This window comes from Duganella sp. Dugasp78, from assembly GCF_059491455.1.
In genome coordinates this window covers 5,893,471-5,913,559 of the sequence record NZ_CP168506.1, presented here as the reverse complement: position 1 = coordinate 5,913,559, position 20,089 = coordinate 5,893,471, and the positions used below count along the sequence as shown (strand labels likewise).

The following is a 20,089-nucleotide window of genomic DNA, read 5'->3' as shown; positions in this document are numbered from 1 at the left end:
TATGCATCGAATTTGAATAAGGATTTACGCATCATGGAACATGACGTTGTCGATACCCTGATTTCGCCCGAAGGCCAGTTGGAAGTGCTTTCGAAGGCGGAAGTGAACAAGCTGCTCGACACTAGCCAGGGCGGTCTCTATAACATCTTCCGCAATTGCGCACTGGCTGTGCTCAATTGCGGCAGCACTATCGACGATGGAAAGGAACTGCTGGAACGATACAAATCATTTGAGATCAGCATTGTGCAGCGGGAGCGCGGCATCAAGCTCGATATCAAGGGGGCGCCGGCGATCGCTTTCGTCGACGGCAAAATGATCAAGGGCATACATGAACACCTGTTCGCAGTGCTGCGCGATATCGTCTTCGTCAGCAATGAGGTGACGGACAATCCGAAGTTCGACATGGGCGTCACCGAAGGTATCACCGATTCGGTGTTCCACATCCTGCGCAACGCCGGGGTGCTCAAGCCTATGCTCAATCCTAACCTGGTGGTGTGCTGGGGCGGGCATTCGATCAATCGCGCCGAGTATAACTACTCGAAGGAAGTCGGCTATCAAATGGGCTTGCGCGATCTGGACATCTGTACCGGCTGCGGCCCCGGCGCGATGAAGGGCCCGATGAAGGGTGCCACCATCGGCCACGCCAAGCAGCGTTTGCACAAGGGACGCTACCTGGGGATCTCGGAGCCGGGCATCATCGCGGCGGAGTCGCCGAACCCGATCGTCAACGAGCTGGTGATCATGCCGGATATCGAGAAGCGGCTGGAGGCATTCGTGCGCACCGGTCACGGCATCGTGGTGTTCCCCGGCGGCGCCGGCACGGCCGAGGAGATCCTTTATATATTGGGCATCCTGCTGCATCCCGATAATGTCGATATTCCGTTCCCGCTGGTGTTCACCGGACCGGAGACCTCGCGCGAGTACTTCGTGCAGATCAACCAGTTCATACACGATACGCTGGGCCCTGAGGCGCAGCAGCGCTACAAGATCATCATCGACGATCCCGAGCTGGTGGCGCGCGAGATGCAGGCGGGGATCAAGCAGGTGCGCGAGTTCCGCAAGTCCCGCAGCGACGCCTATTACTTCAACTGGGGCCTGAAGATCGACCAGGAGTTCCAGCATCCGTTCGCGCCCACGCACGAGAACATGCGCAACCTGAGCCTGCACAAGAACCAGGAAGTGCATCTGTTGGCGGCGAATCTGCGCCGGGCGTTTTCGGGTGTGGTGGCGGGTAACGTCAAGGATGAGGGCATACGCGCCATCGAGAAGTTCGGCCACTTTGAAATCCATGGCGACAAGGAGATCATGGGCCCGATGGACGAGCTGCTGGCATCGTTCGTGGCGCAGCATCGCATGAAGCTGGCGGGCAAGCAGTACACGCCTTGCTATCGCGTGATCCAGTAACGTCAACCGGCGTTCGCGTGCAGTTGGCGCGGGCGCCGGATGACTATCCCGGACTCACTTCGCTGCCTGCTCGGCGCGGGGCGTGTAGTTGTCGAAACCGTAGCTGCTGTAGATGCGCTTGACCGTGCCGTCGCGGTGCATGGCGCGCAGCAGGGTGTTGAGCCGGGCCACCTGGTTGGCATCCATGCCTTTGTTACAGGCCAGGTACATATCGTAGTGGGCGAACGTCAGTACGGCTTCCACGCCGGTGATGCCCAGTTCATTCATGATGTATATGCCCGGCAGGCGTCCTTCTGACCACAATTGGATGCGTTGCATCTTCAGCTTGGGCGCGTTGCTCTGGTTGTGGGGGACCATGCTGAGGTTCAGCTGGTTCGCGCGCAGCATTGGCACCATCGCATCGCCGATGATGGTGCCGACGGTGTAGGGCCTGGCGTCCTCCAGGCTGTTGAGATGGATATGGTCCTCGGTGCGCGCGTACATCACCCATTCGTTGCGGCCCACCGGGCCTACCCAGGCGAAGCTGGTCTCGCGTTCCGGCGTGCGCGCCATCGAGAACAGGCAGGTGTTGGCGTTCTTGGAGGTCAGTGCCATGGCGCGTGCCCACGGCATCAAGGCCGGTGCGGTGACGGGCAATTCGGCCCGCCGCATCAGCTCCAGGACCATGTCGGTGGACAGTCCGGTGGCGGCGCCGGTCTGCTTGTCGGCCCAATTGAAGGGTGGGTATTCTTCGGTGTACAGTGTGATGGTATCGGTCGCACGCGCAGCGGGACACACGACGAACAGCAGCGCCGCCGTCAGGCATAGCAGCATGTGGCGGCCGATCATCTTGCTTCCCTTTCTTTTAAATAGTCACTCCTCTGGAGACTACCCGGTTTATCGGCGTCGGTCGAGCAAAAAAAAGCCGCTCAACGAGCGGCTTTTGCTTACGTAGGCTTGATCAACTTCATGATGCGGGTTTTCTTAATAGATAGATTGGATATTCCAATTATCGCCATTTCCGTATGGGAGTGGATGATGTCCATAAGGAGGAGCTATGTGGGACAAAAAAACTGCAGTGACTTATCTCGATAAGCATGCGCGCTCAACCAGTCACGGCAAGTGCGCGGAATATGTCAGGAAAGCAGTCGAGGCCGGGGGCGTTCGATTGCACCGGCACACTTCGGCGAAGGACTATGGCGACAGCTTGGCTGCAGCAGGTTTTACGATTCGGGACGCGGCAATATTAGATGTCGGTGATGTTGTGGTAATACAGCCGATTGCGGGGCATCGTCACGGGCATGTGGCGATGTATAACGGGACGAATTGGATTTCCGACTTCAAGCAGCGCCATGGGCTTTATCCTAGTGAATCCTATCGAAAATTGAAACCGGCGTTTACAATTTATCGGCATCCATGAAAACGCCACTTTCCCATTCCAGGGCAGCCAGAGCGTTTTTATTTTCGCTGTTGGTGGTGCTCCTTATCGCCTGGGGGCAGGTATTGGCTGCTCCCGTCCCGACTGCGGAACGGACCGTTTCTGTGTTCTACAAGTGGTATTTGCATTCGCTCGCGGCTGGCCGCGAGCCGGTTTCCGATGATCGGAAGACGATGTCAAGGTACCTCTCCCAGTCCCTGATGCGCGAAATTGGGCGGCGCGTGCGCAGTGAAGAGGGGGCGGAAGAGGACTACTTCATAAAAGCGCAGGACTATCTCGATGACTGGGAAACGAACGTTATTGTTGACAGTGCCGTAGTTGACGGCGATAGGGCAGTAGTGGCGTTGCAGTTGGGCGCGAGTAGTTCAAGCCGTCGCAAGTTTTCCATCTCCCTCACGCGAGAAGAGGGTGTCTGGAAAATTGGCAGCGTTCAGCTTATTCAAAGCGATAAATGATCGCGACAAAAAAAGGCCGCTCAATTCGAGCGGCCTTTTGCTTGATTACTCTTCGCGGCGCAAATGCGGGAACAGCAGCACGTCGCGGATGTTCGGCGAGTCGGTGATGATCATCATCAGGCGGTCGATGCCGATGCCGCAACCGCCGGCTGGCGGCATGCCGTATTCCAGCGCGCGGATGTAGTCGGCGTCATAGAACATCGCCTCTTCATCGCCTGCGTCCTTGGCCGCTACCTGCGACAGGAAGCGTGCCGACTGGTCTTCCGCATCGTTCAACTCGGAGAAGCCGTTGGCGATCTCGCGGCCGACCATGAACAGCTCGAAGCGCTCGGTGATGCCTTCGCGCGTGTCCGAAGCACGGGCCAGCGGCGACACTTCGACCGGATAGTCGATGATGTAGGTCGGTTCCCACAGTTGCGCTTCGGCGGTTTCCTCGAACAGCGCCAGTTGCAGCGCGCCCAGGCCTGCGGTGGCGAACGGCTTGACGCCGAACTTCAGCAGCTCCTTCTTGATGAACTCGACGTCGGTCAGCTGCTCCGGCGTGTAGCCCGGCGCGTACTTGTTGATCGCCTCGACGATGGTCAAGCGGTGGAACGGCTTGGCCAGATCCAGCTCGCGGCCGCCGTAGGTCAGCGTCGCGGTGCCGTGCGCATCGATCGCGGCCTGGCGGATGATAGCTTCGGTGAAGTCCATCAGCCAGTGATAATCGGTGTAGGCCGCGTAGAACTCCATCATCGTGAATTCAGGATTGTGACGGACCGACACGCCCTCGTTGCGGAAGTTGCGGTTGATCTCGAACACGCGCTCGAAGCCGCCGACCACCAGGCGCTTCAGGTACAGCTCGGGCGCGATACGCAGGAACATCTGCATGTCCAGCGCGTTGTGGTGGGTGATGAAAGGCTTGGCCGCGGCGCCGCCAGGGATGGCGTGCAGCATCGGCGTTTCCACTTCCATGAACTCGTTCTTCTCCATGAAGCGGCGCATCGACGAGATCGCGGCGGTACGCGCCTTGAAGGTGCGGCGCGTTTCCTCGTTCATGATCAGGTCCACGTAGCGCTGGCGGTACTTGGTTTCCTGGTCGGCCAGGCCGTGGAACTTGTCCGGCAGCGGGCGCAGCGACTTGGTGATCAGGCGCAGTTCCGACACCTTGATGGTCAGTTCGTCAGTCTTGGTCTTGAACAGCGTGCCGGTCACGCCCAGGATGTCGCCCAGGTCGTAGTGGTGCAGCGCGGCCATGGCAGCTTCGCCGGTCAGGTCCAGCGTGGCGTAGATCTGGATGCGGCCATCGGCCTTGGGACCGGACGAATCCTGCAGCGTGGCGAAGGCGGCCTTCTTGCCGGCTTCGCGCTTGAGCATCATACGGCCTGCCAGCACCACGGTGACCGGGGTGGCTTCCAGCTCTTCGCGCGACTTCTCGCCGTACTGCGCGTGCAGGTCGGCGGCTTTATGTTGAGGCTTGAAGTCGTTCGGGAAGGCGACGCCTTGCTCGCGGATGGCGGCCAGCTTGGCGCGGCGCTCGGCGATGATCTTGTTTTCGTCTGGCGCTGCTGCTTGTTCTTGAAGATCCGTAGTCATGGTCTGTTCTTTTGTTGAGGTGATGATTAGTTGATTGCGGCGGCGAAGAGCTCTTCGACATCCAGCTCGCTGAAGTTGCTCACCACGGCGATGACGTTGTCGAATTCGGCGAACGCCTCGGCCGGCAGGGTGGTGGTCAGCACCACCGCGCGCATGCCGGCGCGGCGCGCCGCTTCCACGCCCAATGGCGCGTCTTCGAACACGATGCTGTTGGCGGGCAGGGCGCCGCTGCGCTGGGCCGCCAGCAGGAACACGTCCGGCTCCGGTTTGCCGCGGGCGACATCGGCGGCGCCGGCGATGGCGTCGAACTGCTTGCGCAGGTCCAGGCCATCGAGCGTGAAGTCGATGTTCTCGGTCGGCGCGGCGGTGGCCACGGCCAGCTTGACGCCGGCGTTTTTGGCGCGGGCGATGAAGGCTTCGAAGCCGTCGACCGCAACCAGGTGCGGCGCGTACAGCTCGCGGTACAGCGACTCCTTCTCGAAATCGAGCGCGGCGCTTTCTTCCTTGGTCATCTGCTTGCCAAAGTAGGTGCTCATGATTTCATGGCCCTGGCGGCCGGCCGTGGCGCGGAAGAATTCGTCCGCGTCGATCTGATGGCCGCGACGGGCGAAGAAGGCCAGCCACGATTTGGTGTGGAAGGCCATGTTGTCGACGATGGTGCCGTCCATGTCGAAGATGAACGCGCGCTGCGAAGTGGAATTCATTAAACGCCTTGTTTGAGGGATGCGGAGATGAAGTCGTCCAGATCGCCATCCAGCACGCCCTTGGTATTGCCGGTCTCGAAGTTGGTGCGCAAGTCCTTGATGCGCGACTGGTCCAGCACATAGGAGCGGATCTGGTGGCCCCAGCCGACGTCGGTCTTGGAGTCTTCCAGCTTCTGCTGCTCGCTCATGCGCTTGCGCAGTTCCAGCTCGTACAGCTTCGCCTTCAGCATTTCCATCGCCTCGGCCTTGTTGCGGTGCTGCGAGCGGTCGTTCTGGCACTGGACCACGATGCCGGACGGGCCGTGCGTCAGGCGCACCGCGGAGTCGGTCTTGTTAATGTGCTGACCACCGGCGCCGGATGCGCGGTAGGTGTCGATGCGCAGGTCGGCAGGGTTGATCTCGATGTCGATCGAGTCATCCACTTCCGGGTACACGAACAGCGACGTGAACGAGGTATGACGGCCGTTGGCCGAGTCGAACGGCGACTTGCGCACCAGGCGGTGCACGCCGGTCTCGGTGCGCAGGTAGCCGTAGGCGTAGTCGCCTTCGACCTTGATGGTGGCGGTCTTGATGCCGGCCACCTCGCCGTCGGATTGTTCCATCACTTCGACCTTGAAGCCCTTGCGTTCCGCGTAGCGCAGGTACTGGCGCAGCAGCATCGACGCCCAGTCCTGGGCCTCGGTGCCGCCGGCGCCGGCCTGGATGTCGATGAAGCAGTTGTTCGGGTCCATCGGATTGTTGAACATCCGGCGGAACTCCATGCCTTCGATGACCTTGCGGACTTCCTCGGCGTCGACGATCAGCGCTTCGAGCGTGTCGTCGTCGCCTTCTTCCTTGGCCATGGCGAACAGGTCGCCCATGTCTTTGAGGTCGGTGTCGGCCTTGGTCAGCGCGAAGACGATGGCTTCGAGCGATTTCTTTTCCTTACCGAGATCCTGGGCCTTTTTCGGGTCGTTCCAGACCGTCGGGTCTTCCAGTTCTTCGTTTACTTGTTCGAGTTTCTCTGACTTTTTATCGAAGTCAAAGATACCTCCGAAGTTCGGCTTCGCGCGAAGTCATATCGGCGAGCAGGGCGGAGAGGGCGTTGATGCGTTCGGCTTCCATGTTTTCTTCTTTTCTAGGGCTGAAATCAAACCTTCGATTATACCCTAGCCGGGCCGCTCCCTCCCAGCTAAATAGCCTGTGAGGCGCAGGGCGACGCCGGTGCCGTTTGCTTGGGGCGCCGACAGATGCAAAATGCTGGCATTTTTACCACAAAAAACACAAAATTATGCCGACTACGCCTTAAGTAGCTTGATGCAAGGAAATTCACTGCGTATGATGTTGCGCATCGGTCCGTTGCCAAAAAGTTGCAACTTTAGATAATCCAGTCATGCGTTCAGCGGTTTGCTGCTTTTCCATCGCCTTACCCTCATTGTTGCTCGGCTGTGCCGGTCTGCCGCAGGGTGCCCGGCCGCCTGTGGGCGCGGAAGCCACGCTGGCATTGATGGAAACCACCGACCTGCACGCCACCGTGCTCAGTTACGATTATTACAAGCTGAAGGCCGATCCGTCGATCGGCGTTGAGCGCACCGCGACGCTGATCAAGCAGGCGCGCGCCGAATTCCCCAACAATCTGCTGCTCGATAACGGCGACGCCATCCAGGGCACGGCGCTGGCCGACTACCAGGCGCTGGTCGCGCCGGTGGCTTGCGGCCAGACGCTGGCGATCTACAAGGCCATGAACCTGCTGGGTGTGGATGGCGGCGGCATCGGCAATCACGAATTCAATTACGGCCTGGCCTACCTGAATCAGGTCACAGGCAGCCATTTCGACGTTGACGGCGTACCTGCCGACGCGCCGCGCTGCGCCGGGCCGAACTTCCCCATCGTGCTGGCGAATATCTACAGCGCCAAAACCAGACAGCCACTGTTCCAGCCATACCGCATCCTCACGCGGCAGATCGGCGCCACCGGGCCCGATGGCAAGCCGGTGACGGCGACGATCAAGGTCGGCATCATCGGCTTTGCGCCGGCGGTGGTGATGTCGTGGGATAAGCACTGGCTGGAAGGTAAAGTCTACGCCGAGGGCGTGCGCGAGACAGCGCAGAAGTACATCCCGCAAATGCGCGCGCAGGGTGCGGACCTGGTGGTGGCGATCTCGCACGGCGGCCTCGATGGCGCGCCGTATTCGCCGCAGATGGAAAACGCCAATTACTACCTGGCGCAGGTGTCGGGTGTGGATGCGATGATGATCGGGCATTCGCACCAGCCCTTCCCGGACAAGGCCAGCAAGGTGCCTGAATTCGATCTGCCGAACGTGGACAAGGCCAGGGGCACCGTCTACGGCGTGCCAGCCGTGATGGCCAACCTGTGGGGCAAGCATCTGGGCGTGATCGGCCTGCGCCTGAAGTATGACGGCAAGGCCTGGGTGGTGGATAAAAGCCGTACCACGGTCGAAGTCCGCTCGACCCGGAACGCCGACGGCAGTTACGTCGCCGCCGATCCGGCCATCGCGCCGCTGGTGGCGGCCGAGCACGAGGCCACCATCCGTTATGTGAAAACCCCGGTCGGCAATAGCGACTTCCGCATGACGACTTATTTCGCCGACGTCGGCGACATCAGCGCCATCGAGGTGGTGAACCAGGCGCAGACCGCCTATGTGCAGAACTACGTCAAGGCCAACCTGCCGCAGTACGCGACGCTGCCGGTGCTGTCGATGGCGTCGCCGTTCAAGGCCGGCGCCGCCGGCGCCGGCGATTACACCGACGTCAAGCCGGGCGGGCTGGCGCTGAACAACGTGGCCGACCTGTATCTGTACCCGAACGCGCTGCACGTGGTGAAGGTGAACGGCTCCGGCCTGAAAGCCTGGCTGGAGAAAGCGGCGGAACGCTTCAACCGCATCGATCCGGCCAACGGCGCGCAGCAGGAGCTGGTCAACACGGCCACGCCGGGATTCAACTTCGACATGCTCAGTAGCGCCGATGTCAGCTACCAGATCGACGTCACGAAACCGGCCGGCCAGCGCATCACGGCCCTGCAGTACAAGGGCGCGGCGCTGGCGCCGGCGCAGGAATTTCTGGTCGCGACCAATAACTACCGCGCCAGTGGCGGCGGCGCTTTCCCTGGGCTGGACGGCAGCAAGACCATTCTGGCTTCCCCGGACGCCAGCCGCGATGTGCTGATATCCTACATCCAGCGGCAGAAGAACATTACCCGCGCCGGCAACGGCTCGACGCGCAGCTGGCGTTTCGCGCCGGTGGTGACCAAGGGGGCGGTGGTGTTTCACTCTGCCCCCGACATGGTGGAACTGGCGAAGGAGGCCGGCCTGAAGGCGGTCTCGCAGATTAAAACGGACGATGGCGGCGGCAAGGGCCTGGCCCTGTACGCCATCGATTTGTCGATATGAACGGAGGGCGCATGAAGCAAGTGCGAAAAGTGCTGGCAGTGAGATTGATGGCGGTGGTGTTGACCGGAGCCGCAGGCTTTGCCGTGGCCGGACCGGTCGACGAAGCGCGCCTGTACCTGCGCGGCGGCTCCGGCGTACCCGCCAACCTGCCGAAAGCCTTTTCGATCTTCAGCGCCGCCGCCAAGGCTGGCGATCCGCTGGCCGCCTACTATCTGGGCATGATGTACCGGAACGGCATGGCGGTCGCGCGCGACGCCAAGGCTGCGGCTCGCTGGCTGGAGTTCGCGGCTGGCCGCCAGATGCCGGCCGCGATGTTCGCGCTGGCGAACCTGTACCTGAGCGGCGACGGCGTTAAACGCGATGAGCAGGCCGCACGCCGGCTGATAGAAAAAGCCGCCGATCTGGAGTACCCTGAAGCGGTGATGGCGATGGCCATCGGCCTGCGCGACGGCTCCATGGGCTTCGACCGCAACGAAGCGCTGTCCGAGACGCAGATGCGCTTCGCCAATCGCGCGCTGGCGCATCGCACTTCCGGCATGTAAAGCCGACAAAATATCCGCCCGATTCTTACTGCCAGCTTACACGCGGCAGCCCCTTGGAGGCTTGCTGCGACGCCGCACATCTATCTGTTGCTGCTGTTGAACTACTAACCTACAATGCTCCATCGATGGTGCGGCTAGCCAGCCGAGTTTCGCACGTAAGCAGCTATTATAAAAACGTTGTAAACAGGAGATGACAGATGAATTTCAAGTTGAAAATGCTCGTCGCAGGCATGGCGCTCGGTTTCTCGGCTTCCTCGATGGCGGCTGATCCCATCAAGATCGGCGTGGCCGGTCCTTTCACCGGCGGTTCCGCGCCGATGGGCGTGTCCATGCGCGACGGCGTCAAGCTGGCCGTGGCGGAGATCAACGCCAAGGGCGGCCTGCTGGGCCGCCAGATCCAGCTGGTCGAACGCGACGACGAAGCCAAGAACGAGCGCGGCGTGCAGATCGCCCAGGAGCTGATCAACAAGGAAAAAGTCACCGCCACCGTCGGCTACATCAATACCGGCGTGGCCCTGGCCTCGCAGCGCTTCTACCAGGAAGCCAAGATCCCGGTCATGAACAACGTCGCCACCGGCTCCATCGTCACCAAGCAGTTCGCCGACCAGCCGGAGAACTACATCTTCCGCAACTCGGCCAACGATACGATCCAGTCGCACATGATCGTCCAGGAAGCTGTCGATCACCGCAAGTTCAAGAAGGTCGCCATCCTGGCCGACTCCACCAACTACGGCCAGCTTGGCCGCGAGGACCTGGAAAAGGCGCTGGCCCTTAAAAAGATGAGCGCCGTCGCCATCGAAAAATACAATCTGAAGGACGTCGATATGACGGCCCAGCTGCTCAAGGCCAAGCAGGCCGGCGCCGAAGTGGTGCTGACCTACGGTATCGGCCCGGAGCTGGCGCAGATCGCCAACGGCATGGAAAAACTGGGTTGGAAGGTGCCGCTGATCGGCAGCTGGACGCTGTCGATGGCTAACTTCATCGACAACGCCGGCAAGAACGGCAACGGCACCCGCATGCCGCAGACCTTCATCCAGGAGCCGAACACGCCCAAGCGTAAAGCCTTCATCGACGCTTATGTGAAGGCCTACCATCCACCTGGCGACCGCATGCCGTCGGCGGTGTCTGCGGCGCAGGGCTACGATTCGATCTACCTGCTGGCGGCCGCCATCAAGCAGGCCGGTTCCACCGAGGGACCGAAGGTCAAGGCCGCGCTGGAGAACCTGAACGAGAAGGTTGACGGCGTCGTCACCTCCTACAACAAGCCGTTCAGCAAAGACAACCACGAAGCGATCACCGCCGACATCACCGTCTTCGGCGAAGTCAAGGACGGCAAAGTAGTGCCGGCCAAGTAAGCGCGCGCTGCATTGGTACCGGCCAGTCTTGAGGATTCAAGCCTGGCCTTTTTCTTGTCGTTCTACAGTGGTGGTCATCATGGAAATCTTCCTGCAACTGGCATTCAGCGGCATCGCGCTCGGCATGATCTACGCCGTCATCGCGTTCGGCTATCAGCTCACCTTCGCCACCTCCGGCACGCTTAACTTCGGCCAGGGGGAGTCGCTGATGCTGGGCGCACTGGTCGGGCTTAGCCTGGTCGGCACCATCCACGGCGGACCTTACATGAGCTACCTGCTGATGATCCCCCTGGTGATCGTGTTCGGCGCGCTGCAAGGCATGTTCGTCGAATGGATAGGCGTGCGGCCGGCGATCAAGATCAAGTCGGAGTTCGGCTGGATCATGTCGACCATCGCGCTGGCCATCATCTTCAAGAACGTGGCCGAGAATATCTGGGGCAAGGACGACCTGACCTTCCCGTCGCCATTGAGCTCCGCGCCGTTCCAGGTGCTGGGCGCGAACGTGCAGCCGATGCAGGTGGCGGTGATCGTCGGCGCGCTGGCGATCATGGCGGCGGTGGAGATCTTCAACCGCAAATCGATCTATGGCAAGGCCGTGGTGGCCACCGCCAACGACCGCGACGCGGCCGGCCTGATGGGCATTAACACCCGCATGGTGATCACCTTCTCGTATGCGCTGTCGTCGGCGACGGCGGCGTTTGCCGGCGTGCTGGTGGCGCCGTTGACGCTGACCGGCGCCACCATGGGCGCCTCGCTCGGCCTGAAGGCGTTCGCGGTGGCGATCATCGGCGGCCTGACCTCCGGCGTCGGCGCCATCGTCGGCGGGCTGATACTGGGCATCGCCGAGACCACCACCGGCTACTACATCTCGACCGGCTACAAGGAAGTGCCGGGATTGCTGCTGCTTCTGCTGGTACTGGCGATCAAGCCGTCCGGCCTGTTCGGCAAAGCCGCCATCAAAAAGGTCTGACCCATGAATAAGAAACTCCTCGCGGCGAGCATCGTGGGCCTGGCGGCGCTGGTGCTGTACCCGGTGCTGATTCCGAATCCGTACTACGTCCACTTGTTCGAGACGATCCTGATCTACGCCATCCTGCTGTTTGGACTGGACATCGTGGTTGGCTACACGGGGCAGGTGTCGCTGGGCCACGCTGGTTTGTTCGGCATCGGCTCCTACGTCACCGGCGTGATGGTGTTCAAGCTCGGCGCACCGTTCTGGATCGCGATTCCGGCCAGTGTGGGCGGCGCGGCGGTGTTCGGCGCCATCCTCGCGCTGCCGGCCTTGCGCGTCACGGGCCCATACCTGGCGATGGTGACGCTGGCCTTCGGCACCATCATCCAGATCCTGATCAACGAGATGACCTTCCTCACCGAAGGCCCGATGGGCATCAAGATCGCCAAGCCGGTCATCATCGGCCAGAAGCTTGGCGAGATAAGCTACTACTACATGGTGGCGGCGCTGATGGTGGTGTCGCTGATCGTCGTGCACCGGATATTGAAATCGAACCTGGGCCGCGCCTTCGAGGCGCTGCGCGACAGCCCGATCGCCTCCGACTGCATGGGCGTTTCGGTATATCGCTACAAGGTCTACGCCTTCGTCATCAGCGCCGGCTTTGCGGGCCTGGCCGGCAGCCTGTATGCGTATTCGGAAGAGTATATCTCGCCCAACACCTATAACTTCGAGCTGACCATCCTGTTCCTGCTGGCGGTGATCATGGGCGGCCGCAAGACGCGTTCCGGTTCGCTGATTGGCGCGATGATCGTGGTGATGCTGCCTAGCCTGTTGGCCGATATTGAGCTGTTCCGCCAGATCGCCGTGGCTGCCGCCGTGTTGGGCGTGATCGGCTCGGCGCTGATGCTGTACAAAAAACGCGCCACCGTGCGCGGCGTGATGGTGCCGCTGATCGCCACCATCGGCATGGCGGGCTACTCCTACAAGCTGGAAAACATCGTCGACTGGCGCCTGACCATCTTCGGTTTGATGACGCTGTTCGTGGTCTACTATCTGCAGGATGGCATCGTCGGCTTCCTGCAAAGCCTGATGGGGCGGGGCACCGTGCACGCCAAGGCGGTGCAGGCCAGCGGCGCCGAGCCGTTCGCGCGGGCCAAGGGCGGTGCGGCTGGCGAGACGCTGCTCAGCGTCGACCAGATCCTGATGCAGTTCGGCGGCCTGAAGGCGCTCAACCAGGTCGACCTGAACGTGGTGCAGGGATCGGTGCATGGTCTGATCGGTCCTAACGGCTCGGGCAAGAGCACGATGATGAACGTGCTGACCGGGATCTACAAGCCCACCGCCGGCAAGGTGGCGTTTGCGGGCGCGGTGATTTCCGGCCGCACGCCGTCCGAGATCGCGCTGGGCGGCGTGGCGCGCACCTTCCAGAACGTGCAGCTGTTCGGCGAGATGACGGCGACCGAGAACGTGCTGGTCGGCCTGCATAACACCTTCGAATCCAATGTGCTGGACGTGATGCTGCAAACGCCGCGCTACAAGCGCGAAGAGCGCGCCGCGCGCGAACGTGCCGCCAGCATCCTGGAGTTCGTCGGCCTGACGGCGATGGCCGACGAAGAGGCGCGCAATCTCCCGTACGGCAAACAGCGCCTGCTGGAGATAGGTCGCGCGCTCGGCCTCAGTCCGCGCCTGCTGCTGCTCGACGAGCCGGCGGCCGGCCTGACCGCGCCGGACATCAAGGAGCTGATGGCGATCATCCGCAAGATCCGCGACCACGGCATCACCATCATCCTGATCGAGCACCACATGGACGTGGTGATGGCCTTGTCCGATACGGTGACGGTGCTGGACTTCGGCCAGAAGATCGCCGAAGGCAAACCGGCTGCGGTGCAGAGCGACCCCAAGGTGATCGAAGCCTACCTGGGCGGCAGCGGCGAAGAACACGGTGGCACCAAAGCGCCCGCGGCGCATTAATGAGGACAGCACATGCTATCGATCACCAATCTGCACGCGTCATACGGCAAAGTCGAAGTCCTGCACGGCATCTCGCTGGAGGTCCCGAAGGGCAAGCTGGTCACGCTGATCGGCTCCAACGGCGCCGGCAAGACCACCACCATGCGCGCCATCTCCGGCATGCTCAAGCCGAAGGAAGGCAAGGTCACACTGGACGGCAAGGACATCACCGGCGCCGATTCGCACAAGATCGCGCGCGCCGGCCTGGCGCATTCGCCGGAAGGACGGCGCGTATTCGCCTCGATGACGGTCACGGACAATCTGCTGCTGGGCGCCTTCCCGCGCTTCACGCGCGCGCGGCCGAAGGGCGACATCAAGCACGACCTGGAAAAGGCGCTGGAGTTGTTCCCGCGCTTGAAAGAGCGCCAGCACCAGCTGGCAGGCACGTTGTCCGGCGGCGAGCAGCAGATGCTGGCGATGGCGCGCGCCGTCATGCTCAACCCGGAAGTGATCCTGCTCGACGAACCGTCGATGGGCCTGGCGCCTATCCTGGTGGAGGAAGTGTTCCGCATCATCCAGCGCCTGAAAACCGAAGGCGTGACGATGCTGCTGGTGGAGCAGTTCGCGGCTGCCGCGCTGAACGTGGCCGACTACGGCTATGTGCTGGAAAATGGCACGATCTCGGTCCACGGTCCGGCGGAGAGCCTGAAGACCGACCCGAAAGTCATCGCGGCCTACCTCGGCGGCGGGCATTGAACCCGTCCGCGTGCGTTTGCTAAAAAAGCACGGTTGGGGATACTATACGTTTTGTTGAATGGCGGGAGCCATGATGAAAACCGTAAAATTCCCTTCGGGAGCGACCGTGCCCGCGCTGGGCCAGGGAACCTGGAACATGGGCGAGGAATCTGCGCGCAAACGCGATGAGATCCGCGCCCTGCAGCTGGGCCTGGACCTCGGCATGACGCTGATCGATACCGCCGAAATGTACGGCGAGGGCGGTGCGGAGGAGGTGGTGTGCGAAGCGATCGCCGGCCGCCGCGACGAGGTCTACCTGGTCAGCAAAGTCTATCCGCATAATGCCAGCTTCGAAGGCACGCAGGCCGCGTGCGAGCGCAGCCTGCGCCGGCTCAAGGTCGATTGCCTCGATCTCTACCTGCTGCATTGGCAGGGCCACTTCGCATTGGACGAAACCGTCGACGGCTTCGAGGCGCTCAGGAAGGCCGGAAAAATCAAGGACTACGGCGTCAGCAACTTCGACCTCGAAAGCATGCAGGATGCCGTCGGTTTTGGTGCCCTCGCCACCGACCAGGTGCTGTACAACCTGTGCAAGCGCGGCATCGAATTCGATCTGCTGCCGTGGTGCCGCCAGCAGGGCATGCCACTGATGGCTTACTCGCCGCTGGAGTCGCACGGCCGCGAACAGGCCGCGCTGCTGAACAACCCCGGCCTGCATGCCGTCGCCCATGCCCATGGCGTGACGCCGGCGCAGATCGCGCTGGCCTGGGTGCTGCATCAGGACGGCGTGATCGCCATCCCCAAGGCCACCGACCCGGTACATGTGCGCGCCAACCGCGCCGCCGCCGATATCAAACTCACCCCGCAGGATCTGGCCGCATTGGATCAGGCCTTCCCTCCACCACGTAGGGCCCGTGTGCTCGACATGCGTTAATCAGGATTTATGAAATTACTTTGTTTTAGTCTGCTGCTGGCCTGCGCCGGCGCAAGCGCGCAGGAAGTCCCCGAAGCCGATGCGGAGACACCGCAGGTGGTTGAAGTGGGTGGCGTAAAGAACCCCGAACTGAAGTCCTATAAGGTGATGCTGAGAGGTGTGGATGCGTTCGAAGAGCATCGCAAATACGCGCCGGCCGCACCGATGAGATTTCAGCTGGTGTCAACCATGGTCGGTGGATCGGTCGCCGGCGTCACGCTGCGTATCGCCGGCGACAATACGTCGGAAAACATCCCCGTCGCAGCAGATGGTACCTTCGTCCTGCCGCGCATTCAGGCGGCGATCGATGACAAGGCCGACTTGGTCACCAACAAGAAGAAAAGTGTGGTGCGCTGGCGCGGTGATATCCATACACCGGGCGTTCCCGCCAACGCGCGCCGCCTTGGCGACCTGAGGATGGAGTGCGAAATCGCCTGGGCCGTCAATCGGGAAGACATCAGCTTCCTGATTCGCGGCGGACTCACGCTGGCTGGCGGCATATGTCATATCAAGAGCCTGCACCTTAACTACCAAGCGCCGTTGAACGCCACTGGCGTGACCCTGGTTTCCGGAGACCGTCGTCAAACGCTGCCCTTCGTCGAAAAGAAGAAAAACGTGTTCTCGCCACCTCTGGCCGACCCCAGCTGGGATGACGAAGCGCTGATCGAATACGACATTCCGGCGGCGCCTATGTGACAGGCGGCTCTGCTACACTGCTGGACAGCCCTAACTGTCCAGCGAATTATGCTAAACCGAATTAAAAACCTGTTCTCTCCCAAAGACACCAGTCACCACATCCTGATCAACGCCTACTGCACCGTTGCCGATGTTCCCAAGCCTGGCTTCCCGCATGTGCTCAACGCCCGGCGCGACCTGTCCGATCCGGAATTGCAGCCCCATCTCAACGGCTTCATGAACCACATGGCGCAAGCTGGCGGAGGGCGCATGACGCAGGTCCGCTATCACGTGATCCGCCATGTCCAGCGCGTGCGCCAGCATGTCAGCCTGTCCATCGAGGCCAGCGCGATGGACAGTTTCGCCGCTTGGGCGGAGGCGGCAAACGCCGTCGTCTTCATGGCTGACGGCAGCGTGCGCGATCCACAAGGACGCATCCTGCTGCCAGCAACCGGTGACGACGGCGATCCGCAGGCCGTGGTCCCTTATCCGCCGCAGGCCTGGCAGCGCAAGGCTGGCTCGGAGGAGCTGCTTGCCGCCCGCAAGGTCGCGGTGCCGGCAACGTTGCCACCGCTGGTGTCCGAGCCGGAGCTGCGTTTGCGTACGCCGGAAGATGTGCTGCGCAGGATGCTGGCGCTGTTTGTGGTCGCGATCCGCGCGGAGTCGCTGGCGGGCGGCCGCGCCATCGCTGTCGACGATCTGAAAAAGCGTTTTCCACCAGCCTTCGCTGGCCTGACCGATGCGGAGCGCGCCTTCCTCGCGCAGGAGACGCCCACAGAGCAGGAAACCACCCAGTTCCTGTGGCGGTATGAAGCCATCCTTGTGCTGCAATGGGTGCTGGGTATGCAGGAGGCGCTGCCGTTCGCCGACGCGATCTGCGACGTAGCCGCGATCTCGCGCACCGTCATCGAACGCGGCACGGAAGGCTTGCGCAAGCAGTTGGCCATGCGACCGGCGGCGGAAATCCTGGATGCGCTGGACCTGCACTACCGCCTGCACTGGGCCACGCGCCAGGCAATATTGAAGAAGACCGCCACTCCAGCGGGGCTGAACGACGGCGTGCTGCAAGAGCGTCATCATGCCTTGAACTGGCTGGTACATTTCGAAGACCGCGACTGGGACGAAGTCGATACACCAACCTGACCTGTAAACATCTATGAGCCTGCAATCCGTTCGTGAGTTTTTCCTCGCCCGGGATCTTCATCTGCCCATCGTGGAGCTGGACGTCAGCACCGCCACCGTGGCGCTGGCGGCCGAGGCGCATGGCGTCGAGCCGGGACGCATCGCCAAGACGCTGGCCTTCCGCGTTCGCGATGGCCGTGTGATCTTGCTGGTAGCCAGCGGCGTCGCGCGCATCGACAATCGCAAATTCCGCGATGCCTTCGGTAAGGGCAAGATGCTGCCGCCCGAAGAGGTGGCCGAGACTACTGGTCATCCCGTCGGCGGCGTTTGTCCATTCGGCCTGGCGCAGGCGCTGCCGGTGTATGTCGATGAATCGCTGCGCAATTTCGACGAGGTGCTGCCTGCCGCTGGTTCGGTCAACAGCGTGGTGCGGATTGCGCCGGACTTGCTGGCGACAGTCACGCAAGGACAATGGGTGGACGTCTGCTAATCAGGCGATGCCGCCGGACCCTGTAGCTTCGCCACCTGCTCTTTCAGCAGCTTGAGTTGGGCAAGCAGGGGCGCCGTCATGGCGGTGACCTCCTGCTCCGTGTAGCGCGGTGTGATGTGCTGCGGGCAGTTCCAGTCGTAGCCTTCGACCGTGATAATGAAGGCGCGCTCGATGCGGGCCTTGTAGCCCGGCATGCGCAACATCTCCATCAGCGCAGGATCGTCGGCCGCTTCAATGATGCGTGTGCGGCCGATGATTTTCATGCGCACCTGTCTCGCATAGTCGACCAGTATCATCGAGATGCGGTCATCCACCTTCAGATTGCCGACGCTGAGGTACTGCAGGTTGCCGCGAAAATCCGCGAACGCCAGTGTTTTCGCATCGAGCACGCGCAGGAAGCCTTTCGGGCCGCCGCGATGCTGCACATAAGGCCAGCCGGTTTCGCTGACGGTGGCCTGGTAAAAATGGTCCATCTCCTCGATGAAGGCGATTTCCCTTTCGCCCAGGCTGTCCTGGCGGTCTTCCATTTGGTCGAGGAAGGCATAGCGGTCGCGGCTCCCCACGCTGCGTTGAACCTCACGCACCGCTGGCGTGAAGGTGATATCGGAATAGGCGCGACCCATGATGTGCTCCTCGATCAGTGTGAAATCAGGCTGCGATTTTCAGGTCGACTTTCGGGAAGTCGATCTCCACGCGGCTGGCTTTGGCGAGGATATTGGTCAGGAAGTTCATGCCGACGTGGGTGATGATCTCGACGATATCCGAGTCGCTATAGCCCGCGTTGCGTATGGCCGCAAGTTCGAGGGCGCTGACGCCGCCTTTATTCTCCATCAGGCTTTGCGCGAACGTGACCGCGACGGCGGCTTGCGCATCCGCGCTGCTGCCGCTGCGGGCAGCCGTCATTTCGTCGCCGCTCAAGCCGGTTTTGCGGCCGATCGCGGTGTGGGCGGAGACGCAGTATTCGCAGCTGTTCTGCTGCGCCAGCGCCAGCGCGATGCGCTCGCGGGTCAAGGCGTCGAGCGTGCCGCCGTTGGCCACGCCGTGCAGGCCGAGGAAGGCGCGCAACGCGACCGGCGAATTGGCGAACACTTTCAGGAAGTTGGGCACCATGCCCAGTTGGCCCTGGATGGCATCCAGCAGGGCTTTTTGTTCGGCGTTGGCGGTAGCGGTTTCGATGGTGGCGATGCGGTTCATGGTCATTTTCCTTTGGGTTGGGTTGTTTGTTCAGCGAACACTTGCAGTTTCATCGATAAGCGAGATAATGAGAATCCGTTAAATTAACAATAAACTATTTCTAATTCAGGAATAATATGGACAAGCTTTCCGCCATGGCGATCTTTGTGGCCGTCGTCGATGAAGGCGGTTTTGCCGCCGCCGCCCGCAAGCTGAAGATATCGCCGCCGGTGGTCACGCGCGCCGTCACGGAGCTGGAGGAGGGCATGGGCGTGCGCCTGCTGTTGCGCACCACGCGCGTGGTGCGGCTGACCGAAACCGGCGCGCGCTACGCCGCCGACTGTCGCCGCATCCTGGCCGACGTCGCGGAAACCGAAACCTCGGCCGCCGGCGCGCACGGTGCGCCGCGAGGGCGGCTGGTGATCACGGCCTCGGTGATGTTCGGTGCGATGTACGTCACGCCCATCGTCACCGAGTACCTGCGGCGCTACCCGGAGACCGACGTCGAATGCCGCTTCCTCGACCGCGTAGTCAACATGATGGACGAGGGTGTGGACGCCGCTATCCGCATCGGCACCCTGCCGGATTCCAGCTACCAGGCGGTGCGCGTGGGGCAGGTCAGGCAGGTGGTGTGTGCCACGCCGGCCTATCTGGCAGCGCGTGGCGTTCCCGCCACGCCGCAGGACCTGGCCGGGCATGACCTGATCGCCGCCATCCCGGTGACGGCGACCAACGACTGGCGCTTCGAATGCGACGGCAAGCCGGAGTCGGTGAAGGTGCATCCGCGCCTGAGCAGCACCAGCAACGACGCCGCCTTGCGCGCGGCGCTGGACGGTTTTGGCATCACCCGCGTGCTGTCCTATATGGCTGCGCCATACCTGGCCGATGGCCGTTTGAGCGCGATCCTGTCCGGCTACGAGGCGGCAGCGGTGCCGGTCAGCGTGGTGCATCACGAAGGCCGGCATTCGTCCCGCAAGCTGCGCGCCTTCCTCGATCTGGCGATTGCCACGCTGGGCGAAGACCATGCGCTTCGATAGAAAAATTGTATACAAAATTCGTTGACAATGTATCCGACGAGGCGCAATATCGTTGTCAATTAAACGCGTCGGTCACGAGCTGCTGCGTTGCTAGGCATCATTTCTACGCACGGTTAAGGGCAGCCCGTGTGGGTAGTAGTTG

General features: G+C 61.8%; 20 protein-coding genes. 14 read left to right on the top strand and 6 right to left on the bottom strand.

Annotation, left to right across the window (positions count from 1 at the left end; genetic code table 11):
* Positions 1-33: 33 nt before the first annotated feature.
* Positions 34-1,404, top strand: a complete 1,371-nt coding sequence (ppnN, locus tag ACEN9O_RS26180; RefSeq protein WP_495614717.1) for a nucleotide 5'-monophosphate nucleosidase PpnN — start codon at positions 34-36, stop codon at positions 1,402-1,404.
* Positions 1,405-1,458: 54 nt separating this feature from the next.
* Here the strand turns inward: ppnN and ACEN9O_RS26175 are convergent, their stop codons facing one another.
* Positions 1,459-2,232: a substrate-binding periplasmic protein gene (locus ACEN9O_RS26175; RefSeq protein ID WP_495614716.1), complete on the bottom strand. Its 774-nt coding sequence runs from the start codon at positions 2,230-2,232 to the stop codon at positions 1,459-1,461.
* A gap of 208 nt (positions 2,233-2,440) precedes the next feature.
* On the opposite strand from ACEN9O_RS26175, the gene ACEN9O_RS26170 reads away from it, so the two are divergent.
* Both ACEN9O_RS26170 and ACEN9O_RS26165 read left to right on the top strand, forming a co-directional pair.
* Entirely contained in the window at positions 2,441-2,803 is a 363-nt protein-coding gene (locus tag ACEN9O_RS26170; protein WP_495614715.1) for an NlpC/P60 family protein, read from the top strand.
* Positions 2,800-3,276, top strand: a complete 477-nt coding sequence (locus ACEN9O_RS26165) for a DUF3828 domain-containing protein (RefSeq protein WP_495614714.1) — start codon at positions 2,800-2,802, stop codon at positions 3,274-3,276. The genes ACEN9O_RS26170 and ACEN9O_RS26165 overlap by 4 nt, the downstream gene beginning before the upstream one ends.
* A 45-nt stretch (positions 3,277-3,321) precedes the next feature.
* Here ACEN9O_RS26165 and lysS read toward each other — a convergent pair whose 3' ends face one another.
* The 3 genes from lysS to prfB all read right to left on the bottom strand — a co-directional run bounded on the left by lysS (position 3,322) and on the right by prfB (position 6,659).
* The gene (gene lysS / locus ACEN9O_RS26160; RefSeq protein WP_495614713.1) at positions 3,322-4,851 is read right to left on the bottom strand and encodes a lysine--tRNA ligase; all 1,530 of its coding nucleotides are present in this window, start codon (positions 4,849-4,851) and stop codon (positions 3,322-3,324) included.
* Between the two features lie 26 nt (positions 4,852-4,877).
* Complete coding sequence (locus ACEN9O_RS26155; RefSeq protein WP_495614712.1) at positions 4,878-5,555, bottom strand: HAD family hydrolase; 678 nt, start codon at positions 5,553-5,555, stop codon at positions 4,878-4,880.
* Positions 5,555-6,659, bottom strand: a protein-coding gene (prfB, locus tag ACEN9O_RS26150) for a peptide chain release factor 2 (protein WP_495614711.1) whose coding sequence is annotated in 2 segments (ribosomal slippage) — positions 5,555-6,577 and positions 6,579-6,659 — 1,104 coding nt in all. Because the reading frame shifts where the segments join, the coding sequence is not laid out codon by codon here. Before prfB ends, ACEN9O_RS26155 begins: the two co-directional genes overlap by 1 nt.
* 268 nt (positions 6,660-6,927) lie before the next feature.
* On the opposite strand from prfB, the gene ACEN9O_RS26145 reads away from it, so the two are divergent.
* The 10 genes from ACEN9O_RS26145 (at position 6,928) to ACEN9O_RS26100 (ending at position 17,737) form a co-directional block, all read left to right on the top strand.
* Positions 6,928-8,943, top strand: a complete 2,016-nt coding sequence (locus ACEN9O_RS26145) for a bifunctional 2',3'-cyclic-nucleotide 2'-phosphodiesterase/3'-nucleotidase (RefSeq protein WP_495614710.1) — start codon at positions 6,928-6,930, stop codon at positions 8,941-8,943.
* A gap of 11 nt (positions 8,944-8,954) precedes the next feature.
* Positions 8,955-9,485 (top strand): tetratricopeptide repeat protein, encoded by a 531-nt coding sequence (locus tag ACEN9O_RS26140; protein ID WP_495614709.1) that lies wholly within the window; start codon positions 8,955-8,957, stop codon positions 9,483-9,485.
* Between the two features lie 197 nt (positions 9,486-9,682).
* Positions 9,683-10,840 carry an ABC transporter substrate-binding protein gene (locus tag ACEN9O_RS26135; RefSeq protein ID WP_495614708.1) on the top strand — a complete coding sequence of 386 codons (1,158 nt, stop codon included), beginning with the start codon at positions 9,683-9,685 and terminating at the stop codon, positions 10,838-10,840.
* A gap of 79 nt (positions 10,841-10,919) precedes the next feature.
* A complete protein-coding gene (locus ACEN9O_RS26130) occupies positions 10,920-11,810 on the top strand; it encodes a branched-chain amino acid ABC transporter permease (RefSeq protein ID WP_332855825.1) in 891 nt (296 codons plus the stop codon).
* A 3-nt stretch (positions 11,811-11,813) separates the two neighbouring features.
* On the top strand, positions 11,814-13,763 hold the full coding sequence (locus ACEN9O_RS26125) for a branched-chain amino acid ABC transporter ATP-binding protein/permease (protein WP_495614707.1): 1,950 nt from the start codon (positions 11,814-11,816) through the stop codon (positions 13,761-13,763).
* Between the two features lie 12 nt (positions 13,764-13,775).
* A complete protein-coding gene (locus tag ACEN9O_RS26120; protein ID WP_495614706.1) occupies positions 13,776-14,498 on the top strand; it encodes an ABC transporter ATP-binding protein in 723 nt (240 codons plus the stop codon).
* A gap of 73 nt (positions 14,499-14,571) precedes the next feature.
* Positions 14,572-15,411, top strand: a complete 840-nt coding sequence (locus ACEN9O_RS26115; RefSeq protein WP_495618542.1) for an aldo/keto reductase — start codon at positions 14,572-14,574, stop codon at positions 15,409-15,411.
* A gap of 9 nt (positions 15,412-15,420) precedes the next feature.
* Positions 15,421-16,146: a hypothetical protein gene (locus ACEN9O_RS26110; RefSeq protein ID WP_495614705.1), complete on the top strand. Its 726-nt coding sequence runs from the start codon at positions 15,421-15,423 to the stop codon at positions 16,144-16,146.
* 48 nt (positions 16,147-16,194) lie between these two features.
* Entirely contained in the window at positions 16,195-17,268 is a 1,074-nt protein-coding gene (locus ACEN9O_RS26105) for a DUF4272 domain-containing protein (RefSeq protein ID WP_495614704.1), read from the top strand.
* Between the two features lie 13 nt (positions 17,269-17,281).
* Positions 17,282-17,737, top strand: coding sequence for a YbaK/EbsC family protein (locus ACEN9O_RS26100; protein ID WP_495614703.1), 456 nt, complete (start codon positions 17,282-17,284; stop codon positions 17,735-17,737).
* On the opposite strand, the gene ACEN9O_RS26095 is transcribed toward ACEN9O_RS26100, so the two are convergent.
* Positions 17,734-18,360 carry a pyridoxamine 5'-phosphate oxidase family protein gene (locus ACEN9O_RS26095; protein WP_495614702.1) on the bottom strand — a complete coding sequence of 209 codons (627 nt, stop codon included), beginning with the start codon at positions 18,358-18,360 and terminating at the stop codon, positions 17,734-17,736. The two genes, ACEN9O_RS26100 and ACEN9O_RS26095, sit on opposite strands and share 4 nt — an antisense overlap.
* Before the next feature lie 25 nt (positions 18,361-18,385).
* Positions 18,386-18,931: a carboxymuconolactone decarboxylase family protein gene (locus ACEN9O_RS26090; protein ID WP_495614701.1), complete on the bottom strand. Its 546-nt coding sequence runs from the start codon at positions 18,929-18,931 to the stop codon at positions 18,386-18,388.
* Between the two features lie 116 nt (positions 18,932-19,047).
* On the opposite strand from ACEN9O_RS26090, the gene ACEN9O_RS26085 reads away from it, so the two are divergent.
* Positions 19,048-19,947, top strand: a complete 900-nt coding sequence (locus tag ACEN9O_RS26085) for a LysR family transcriptional regulator (RefSeq protein WP_495614700.1) — start codon at positions 19,048-19,050, stop codon at positions 19,945-19,947.
* The last annotated feature ends 142 nt before the right edge of the window (positions 19,948-20,089 follow it).